Raw genomic sequence first — 8,637 nt, 5'->3', positions numbered from 1 at the left:
TGCGCCTTCGGTCGGCTTCGATTTGCGGCCAGCCTGAACCTGCTTCACCTCCTCGATGTCTTTGAGCTTAGCTGGTTTGGCATCGGCATCGGCTTTCACCTCACCTTGAAAGACCGTGACCGTATCGTTTTTCAATTTGCCGGACTGCTCGGGTGCGTCGGTCTTGCTGACCTTGACGGCAGTCACCTTCTGGTCCGTCTCCTTCTCGATCACATCAACATCGATGACTTTGTTGATCACCACATTGTTCTGGATCGTCACGTCGCCGGCCGGCTCGGCCGCCTCGACAATGCGCAAAAACTCCGGCTCATCACGGATGACGACGGTAGAAATGTCCGCAGCAAGGAATTCGCGGGTGGGGACCACAACCCAGTAATAATCCGGCGTCGTGTCGAAGGTCACCTCGATCGAAATCAAATCCGGATCGCGGCGCGGCGGCAGCGGAGCCCAAATCATATGCTCCCTGTCACGACGCCAACTCACCCAAGCCGGCGCCCAACGGGTGCCTGGAACCCAGTACCAGCCGATATCGTCGGCATAGCCCCACCGGCCGTAATGGTACGTCGCCCAGCCGAATGGCTCGTCGGATATCCACAGCCAGCCATACTGCTCGGTATAGGCCCAGTGTCCAACGGTATACGGACGCCAACCGTCAGGTACATCAACCGGCACGAAAACGGTCGCTCCGTGATACGACACCCAATCACCATAGGAAGACAGGTCTTCGTAGAATGTGCTGATCGAAACGGTGGTGGCAGCCCTTGCCTCGGACACGAGCGACGATGGCGCAATCGGGTTGGGAATTTGGGCGACCGTCAGCAGACAGGCGGTTACGCCGCCGAGCATCAGTCGCACCGCATGGTGGGCAAGGACGCGTTTCATCGTAATCTTCCTCCGAAACAGATCGCCCTTCATCCTACAAACCCGCCGGCTGCCGGATTGTTCCACTTTGCCGACGTTGCCCGCATCCGCTCGCGCGCGGCTTGGCATCGCACGAAGCTTTGTGGACGTCTCAATCGGGCCGGAAGCCGTCGGTCCACTTTGGGTAACTAAAGGCGCATAAGCGGACATTGCCTGGGTTAGGCGGCCCCCGGGTTTGACCCATTCCAGACATTCGGCCCCCTTTTTCGCGAAGGATGGTCAGTTCGACATCGCCTTTTTCTACGGAAACACAGGGTTCTCCCCAAGCGACACTGCCAGCGCGCCCATCAAGAAGCTGACACTAAACTTCGCGCCTACGCACAAGCGCAAGGCTGGTGGGCTGCCCTTTTAAAGGATGAACCTCGTTCCACTCTAAATCGCCGTCATCGGCGTCCTAATGCTCGCCACGCCGTCTGGCGCTTCCGGCAGCACGATATGATCGGCCTGGCCGCCTGCCTGCTGATGGCCATTCTAGCGGTCGTGGTGCTGGTGCCCGGATAGCCCGCTGCCGGGGGTGACACAGGGCGCCTCGCGCGACTTCGACTCGCGCATAACCCGGACACCCTATGGCTCCGCTGCGCCAAATGTATTAGACTGATCTCATACACGTCCATCCGCGGGCGAGCGCGCCCGGAGGGTCAGACGATGACGGTCTACAGGCGATTGTTGCTGCCGAGGGCCTTCCCGATCCGGGTCAGGCTTTTCGAAACCGGTTGGCTTCGGCTTGTCAGTCGGGCTCTGGTCGTTGCTTTCATTTCTTGGTTTGCCGTCGGTGCGGTGACGGCCGGGCCGCTCAACGACGCTGCTCGGGAGGGCGACGCCGGAAAGGTTGCCGAACTCCTGGCACAAGGCGCCAATGTGAACGATCGCGACGAGAGCCGTCAGACCCCGCTGATCGATGCGGCGCTTGCCGGCAAGACCGAGGTCGCCATTGCGTTGATCGGGGCCAAGGCGGACATCGAAGCCCGCAACGATCGCGGCTTCACCGCGCTACATGCGGCAGCCTACTCAGGAAGCCTGGACATAGCAAAATTGCTGCTCGACCACGGGGCCGAGGTCGACGCGTTGAGCACGCACAAGATCACGCCGCTGCATGTGGCAGCAGAAGAGAACCAGACGGCCATCGCGGAGCTGTTGATCTCGCACGGCGCACAGGTCGAGGCAATCCAGGAATACGGGTACACGCCTCTCAGCCGCGCGACATTCTATCAGAGCACCGACGTGATGGTTTTGCTCAAGAAGCACGGCGCAAAATGCCAACCCAAGGAAACGATGGGGTCGTCGTACAAGGTGTGCATCGCCCTCGGCAACTGACATCGAGAAAGGCTACTGGAGGAGAACATGACAGAGAACCGTTCCAGAACGTTTGACAGTTTGCTTTGCGCGGGAGTAGCCGCCGCCTTCCTCCTCTTCGGCACCGGTGGATCCCACGCCGGCGACGGAGTGAACACCGGATACTTCGGCAATGTCGCCATCCTGGGTTATGATCCGGTAGCATATTTCACCGACGGTCGCGCGACGATGGGTTCGCCCAAGATCTCGAGGAAGTGGCTCGGAGCAACGTGGTACTTCGCCAGCGTCCAACACCGGGATGCCTTTGTTTCCGAGCCGGTGCGCTATGCCCCTCAGTTCGGCGGCTTCTGCACCGGGGGAATGTCAGTTAAGGAGGCATCCGCGAACCTTGACCCGGAAGCCTTCCGCATCGTCAATGGCAAGCTCTTCCTGTTCTCCGGAAAGGAGGGCCTGGAGGAAGACTTCGATGCCAACCCGGCGCCTGTCATTGCGAAAGGGGAAGCCGAATGGCCCGCAGTGGAGGCGAAGGAATTCGAGGCTAGAGCGGCCGCCAACTAGCTCCGGCGCGATGTCGTGAGCCCGCAAGTTGAATGGCGCCCGTCACGGAGACACCGAGAAATACCAGACTGTGACGGAGTCCGGCCAAGCATACTCGTCCTGCTTATCGCTGCTCCCTTGGGGATTGCGATAGACCGGGGCGCAGAACTTGCGGCCGAGCAAGGTCGCGGTGGATTGCGTGCAGAAGAGGTCGCCATCCACGCTGGACGTGCCGGTGATGATGCTGCTTTGCGAGCTCAGTGCGACATCTCCATTTGCACTCAGCTCCATGACGAAGGCTGCGCCATTGTGTTGATGTCCTACCCATGTCCGATCGCCCGTTAGGGCTCGGATCGCGGCGGCACCCAGGCGGTCCTCCTCCCGCCCGCGAAAATCGAAGCTCCGCTCGGGAATCCCCGCGGCGCGAAGGGCGCCCAGCCGGTGATCGAGGTCCTCTTGCCGCCGATGGTGGGCGTAAACGACACGATAACCAGCGAGGTTCTGTTCGGGTATCTCTTTCAGGATAGCTGCAGCCGCATCGTGCGCCTCGGCCATGCGGCCAAGCCGCGCATTTGCCATGGCCAGCGTTTCGAGACCAAGGTCGCTGCGCTCTCCCGGCTGGACCTTGCTCAGCGCCTGCAAAGCCTTCTCGTACTGATGGTTCATGTAGAGCACGAAGCCGTAATAGTCGAAGACCTGAGCGCGCGGCTTGGGATCGAGCCGCAACACGCGTTCCATCGCTGCCAGCGCCTCCAGGTTCTGTCCTGCGTAGGTCAGCACGATCGCCCGATTGAGCTCCGCCTCCGCGCCATTCGGGTCCAGCGCGACGGCTTTCTGGACCGACGCGATCGCCTGGTCCCATTCGCCGTCCAGCATCTGCAGGATGCCGAGCACGGCATAGGCGCGCGCAGATTGCGGATTGAGCTCCAGCGCCCGCCCTGCCGCTTCGTAGGAGCGCTGGCGAGCGACGGCGCTGAGCATGAGCACCTGGTAGTCGAAGCCGAGCACGTCCACCGTGGCGCGGGCATAGCCCGAGTAAGCATCTGCAAACGTAGGATCGAGTTTGATCGCCTTTTGATACAGGGACAGGGTCTCTCCGAGAGACCTGTTGTCGACCACATAAACCTTCTGCTCGGCTCGGGTGTAGAAATCGTATGCCTCCAGGCTTCGCGTGGGGAGGCGAGCAATCTGTGCTCGTTCGCCTTCCGTCAGACGCACCGAAAGTGCCTCAACGATACGCCCGATCACTTCGTCTTGAAGTGCAAATATCCTGGAGTAGTCGCGGTCGTATCGCTCGGCCCAGATGTTGCTCCCCGTTTGGGCATCGATGAGCTGGACATTGATGCGGACTAGATCTTCCTCCCGCCGGACGCTGCCCTCGACCACGTAACGGACGTTCAACTGCGCCGCGATCTCGTCGACGTCGAGGGATCGATCCTTGAAGGAGAACGCGGAGTTGCGTGCGATGACGAGGAGCCCCGAGATCTTCGAGAGATCGGTGATGAGATCGTCTGCGAGCCCTTCCGCAAAATAATCCTGGCCTGCCTTCTCGCTAAGATCCGTAAACGGCAGCACGGCGATGGAGGGCTCGCCGACCGACGAACCGACCGGGGTGGAACCGTGACCGGGCAGCAGGGCAATCGCTTGCGGCCAGAGAATCACCGCAATCCCCGCTATCAGAGCCAGAACGAGCACCGTGGCGCCGATCACAGGCCATCGCCGAGAGCGCGACTTATTGGCTCCTGCGGTCTGTTCCAGCAGAACCCGATAGGCGCGGACCCGCTCTGGAATGTTCTTGAGACGCTGTTCGCCGAGAGACTTGAAGGTCAGGCCGAGCTTGTTGTGAGCCTGATCGTAGGCCGTTCCCGAGATGACGATGCCGCCAGGATCGCTCAGTCCTTCCAACCGGGCCGCGATGTTGACGCCGTCGCCGTAGAAGTCGTCCTTGTCGGGGATCACGTCACCAAGGTTGATCCCGATGCGGAACACGATCCGGGTATCTTCGGGAAGACCGAGGTTCTGCTGCGCGGTGACCCGTTGGATTTCAACGGCGCATGCTACGGCATCGACGACGCTCTCGAACGCGACCAAAGCGCCGTCGCCCATGAGCTTGACGATGCGGCCATGATAGCCCTCGATCGCGGGTTCGATGAATTCGCGCCGGAGCGCCTTGAGCCGCGAGAGTGTGCCCGTCTCGTCCAGCCCCATCAGCCGGCTGTACCCCACCACGTCGGCGGCGAGGATAGCGACCAACTTCCGTTCGAGATGTTGAACCTGTTCCACTGGGCAGAATTATAAGGAAAGCCCAATGGCAAGACCATACACACTTAGCAGCCACACCCGTTTCTCCGATGAGGTACGTTACAAAATCGGCTACGAGCGTTCGCCTTGAATTCCGAAAAGGTGATGTTCGACGGAATGTCGGCTCATGGTGCAACCGCGACCTACAGCGTATTCGCCGACGTCAGACTTTCGGGCGACGGCAAAGCTTGCCCTACGGCCGACATCAGGCGCAAACACGACTGGCCCACGGTCTGTCTGCTTGCAGGAAGAGCAAAACTGATCCCGACGGCCGATATTGGGCGCATTGCTGCCATTCGCAACGAGAGAATGAAGGCCTCCGACGAGTCAGAAGTGCCCACCAACACACTCCCACGCCGACGGTGCTTTCACTGCTTGTAGCAGTGCTCGCGGTGCCATTGTAGGAAATGAGGATGCGGGCGTTCAAAATGTCGACTGGGCGTAAGTGCTCGACCGGTTTTGTTTATAAATCCCTGCACGCTCTCGAGGTCGTTAACCTGCCGGGAGATCATGATTTCCAGATCGTCGGATAGGCTGATCAACCCGCGATCGAACATCCAATGCGCTGTACCAGACAGTGCGATTCCATTGTTGATGATATCGGGTCCATTGGCTTCAACCGGTCGAATATGCGCGGCAGAAACCTCTGCTCGCCCGCCACCATTTATCAACTTGAGTCCCGTAATCGCGCAGCGTTCGTCATAGGCCCGCAAGATGATGCGGCGGAAAATACGATCCCGTACGATTCGCGAGCCAATGTAACTCACGCGGTCGCGGCTCAGCTCCAACTCAAATGGCGCCTGCTCATCCTGAAAGCCGAAAGACGTGCCGATCTCATCAATGCGCGGGAGCAATGCCCCACTGTTGTCCAGGCCGAGATCGATAATGCGATTGAAATCACTTGGACCGATTGGGCGGACGGCAGATTGGGCGCGACCGGAAATCCGTCCTTCCTCGTTGAGTACACTCTTCTCCACGATGCCATTCGCCCCGTTGAACGGAACAGGATTGGCGAAGTCGAGATAGGTCCCGGGCTCAATCAGAGCGAGGTACATGTCAGGCTTCGCGGGGTCTGGGATGACGTATTGGACCTTGGCCACCGCGAAATACCCGCGGCTCTCGTCTACTTTGCTTGGCTCGTAGTAGATAATCCAGTCGCCGACGCATGCTTCGACGCGGCGCAGATACTGGCTAGGAAACTGGTATTGCTCAGCGGGGCGGTCGTTGTAGATCGAATCTGACCGATGAATGAAGACCCCGAATCCCATGATCTTTTTACAATTCGTTCTTTGGAGATATCTGCCTCAGATACCAATCCGATCTTGGGAGCTTAGTCCAGGTCGGAGAAGCTTTTCCCCACGGCATCGGTCTTTGGGAGCGAATAGGGAAAGCCCTCCCCTTGAAAAGTGCCGCGCTAGTTGACGGAGCAGTTCGCACAAGACCAGCGCCATCCGCCCCCGCCAAAAGGAACCCGCCATGCGAAAACTCATCGTCACCGTATTCATCAGCGTCGACGGGATCGCCGAGGTCGAGAAGCTGCCGAGCGTGGTCTGGCGCGCGGATCGGGGCGCCTCCCGCGATTGATGCGATCGAGTTCGCAGCCACCAGGCGGAAGGCGCCCTTTCTTGCTGCTGCGGTAGGAAGACTTCTTCATTCCAGCCACAAGCCCAAAGTGCTGGATTTGGCAGCCCAGGAAGCGTAGGCTTGGTTCTTGGTTCAGCGATGGAACAGAGACTAGCCGCAATTCTGGCTGCCGATATGGCGGGCTACAGTCGGCTAATGGAGGCCGACGAATCCGGCACGCTCGCACGTCTTCGGACCCATCGCATAGAACTGGTCGATCCCGCCATCGCCAAGAACAAGGGCCGGATCATCAAGACCACCGGGGACGGCATGCTCGTTGAGTTCCAGAGCGTGACCGATGCCGTGAAATGCGCCGTGGAAATCCAACAGCGCATGAAACGCCGCAATTCGGATGTGCCGCAAGAACGGCGTATCGAATTCAGGATCGGCATAAATCTCGGCGACATCATTTTCGACGATGATGATATTTTCGGCGACGGCGTCAATATTGCCTCGCGCATCGAGCAACTCGCCGACGTCGGCGGTATCTGCGTGACCGCAGCGGTGGCGACCCAAATTGCCGACCGGCTCGAAATTGCCATGGAGGACCTGGGCGAGAAGACGTTAAAGAACATCAGCCGCCCGGTTCGCCTCTATCGCGTTGGGTTTGACAGTCCTGCCCTGCCAGAAGTCGAGGCAAAGCGATCCATCTCGAAACCTTCGATAGTGGTGCTGCCTTTCAGCAACATGAGCGGCGACCCCGAGCAGGAATTTTTCGCGGACGGACTGACCGAGGACATCATCACCGAATTGTCTCGCCACCATGAGTTGTTCGTCATCTCGCGCAATTCCGCCTTCGTCTACAAGAACCGCGCCGTGAATGTGCGCGAGGTGGCCGAAAAACTCGCCGTCCAATACCTGGTGGAGGGAAGCGTCCGCAAGATCGGCGACAGGGTGCGCGTGACGGTTCAGCTCATCGACACGGCGAATGACGCTCATATCTGGGCAGACAAATATGACCGGAAGCTGGACGACATATTCGCGATTCAGGATGAGGTGACGGCGGCGATCGCAGCCACGCTGCCCGGTCGTGTCGAGGCGGCTCAGCGGGACCAGCTCGCGCGGGCGAAACCTGCAAACATGGCCGCGTATGAATGTGTGCTTGCTGCCAAGGTGCTGCATCACCGAAGCACGATTGCGGATAATGAACGCGCGCAAACCTTGATAGAAAGGGCCGTCACGCTCGACCCCGATTATGCCCATGCCCATGCCTGGCGGGCCTGCATTCTTGGCCAGGCCTGGGTCCATAACTGGTGCAAAGACAGGGATGCCGTCTGGAACAACATTTCGGCAGCGCTGGACAGGGCGCTGGCGCTGGACAACAACGATGCCGATGTCCACCGCATCCTCGCGGCAGTGAACGTGAACAACAATGAGCTGACCACAGCGCGCTACCATCAAGAGCGGGCACTGGCCCTCAATCCCAATTACGACCTCGTGGTGGTGCAGCAAGGCGAGTTATTGACGTGGCTGGGGAGGCCGGAAGAGGGAATCGAATGGATCCGCAAGGCCATGCAGTTGAACCCGCACCACCCGGAGAGGTTCTGGAGCCATCTGGGAAAGGCGCATTTCGCCGCGCGCCAGTATGGCGAGGCGATCGAAGCTTTCATGCATCTGTCGACCATGGACTCGGCTCAGCACGCTTTCGCCGCTGCCTGCTACGGCTGGCTCGGCGACGAAATCGCGGCCGCGGCGCATCTGGGCAAGATCAGAACGCTCGATCCCCAATTCGACCTCGATTCATTTATCGCCACCCTGCACTATGCCCAGGAGTCTGATGTGCAGCACGTCCGCGAAGGACTGCTGAAAGCCGGTATTGCCAAGCTGTAGGCAGCCCGTGATTACGACCAGATCCAATCGGGGACAGGCAAAAAGACCGGCCCCACCCGAAGCGGACCTTGCGGCATGACCGAACGACGGGCGGGCCGGAGAAGCTTTTCCCACGGTATCGGTCTTTGAAGG

General features: G+C 59.7%; 6 protein-coding genes. 3 read left to right on the top strand and 3 right to left on the bottom strand.

The window, feature by feature from the left end:
• Window positions 1–882: DUF6600 domain-containing protein (locus tag NKH21_RS30295; RefSeq protein ID WP_352869486.1), on the bottom strand; the 882-nt coding region annotated here is incomplete at its 3' end.
• Window positions 883–1,698: 816 nt separating this feature from the next.
• Here NKH21_RS30295 and NKH21_RS30290 point away from each other — a divergent pair.
• Complete coding sequence (locus NKH21_RS30290) at window positions 1,699–2,235, top strand: ankyrin repeat domain-containing protein (protein ID WP_352663153.1); 537 nt, start codon at window positions 1,699–1,701, stop codon at window positions 2,233–2,235.
• A 27-nt stretch (window positions 2,236–2,262) separates the two neighbouring features.
• On the top strand, window positions 2,263–2,772 hold the full coding sequence (locus NKH21_RS30285; RefSeq protein ID WP_352663156.1) for a YHS domain-containing (seleno)protein: 510 nt from the start codon (window positions 2,263–2,265) through the stop codon (window positions 2,770–2,772).
• A 42-nt stretch (window positions 2,773–2,814) separates the two neighbouring features.
• Here the strand turns inward: NKH21_RS30285 and NKH21_RS30280 are convergent, their stop codons facing one another.
• Both NKH21_RS30280 and NKH21_RS30275 read right to left on the bottom strand, forming a co-directional pair.
• Entirely contained in the window at window positions 2,815–5,004 is a 2,190-nt protein-coding gene (locus NKH21_RS30280) for an adenylate/guanylate cyclase domain-containing protein (RefSeq protein WP_352663159.1), read from the bottom strand.
• Window positions 5,005–5,420: 416 nt separating this feature from the next.
• Window positions 5,421–6,320 carry an HNH endonuclease gene (locus tag NKH21_RS30275; protein ID WP_352663162.1) on the bottom strand — a complete coding sequence of 300 codons (900 nt, stop codon included), beginning with the start codon at window positions 6,318–6,320 and terminating at the stop codon, window positions 5,421–5,423.
• A 454-nt stretch (window positions 6,321–6,774) separates the two neighbouring features.
• Between NKH21_RS30275 and NKH21_RS30270 the strand changes: the two genes are divergently transcribed.
• Window positions 6,775–8,505, top strand: a complete 1,731-nt coding sequence (locus NKH21_RS30270) for an adenylate/guanylate cyclase domain-containing protein (protein WP_352663368.1) — start codon at window positions 6,775–6,777, stop codon at window positions 8,503–8,505.
• The last annotated feature ends 132 nt before the right edge of the window (window positions 8,506–8,637 follow it).

Origin of the sequence: Mesorhizobium sp. M1329, from assembly GCF_040318035.1 — a bacterium.
Classification (GTDB): Bacteria; Pseudomonadota; Alphaproteobacteria; order Rhizobiales; family Rhizobiaceae; genus Mesorhizobium.
This window is presented reverse-complemented; position numbering and strand designations above follow the sequence as displayed.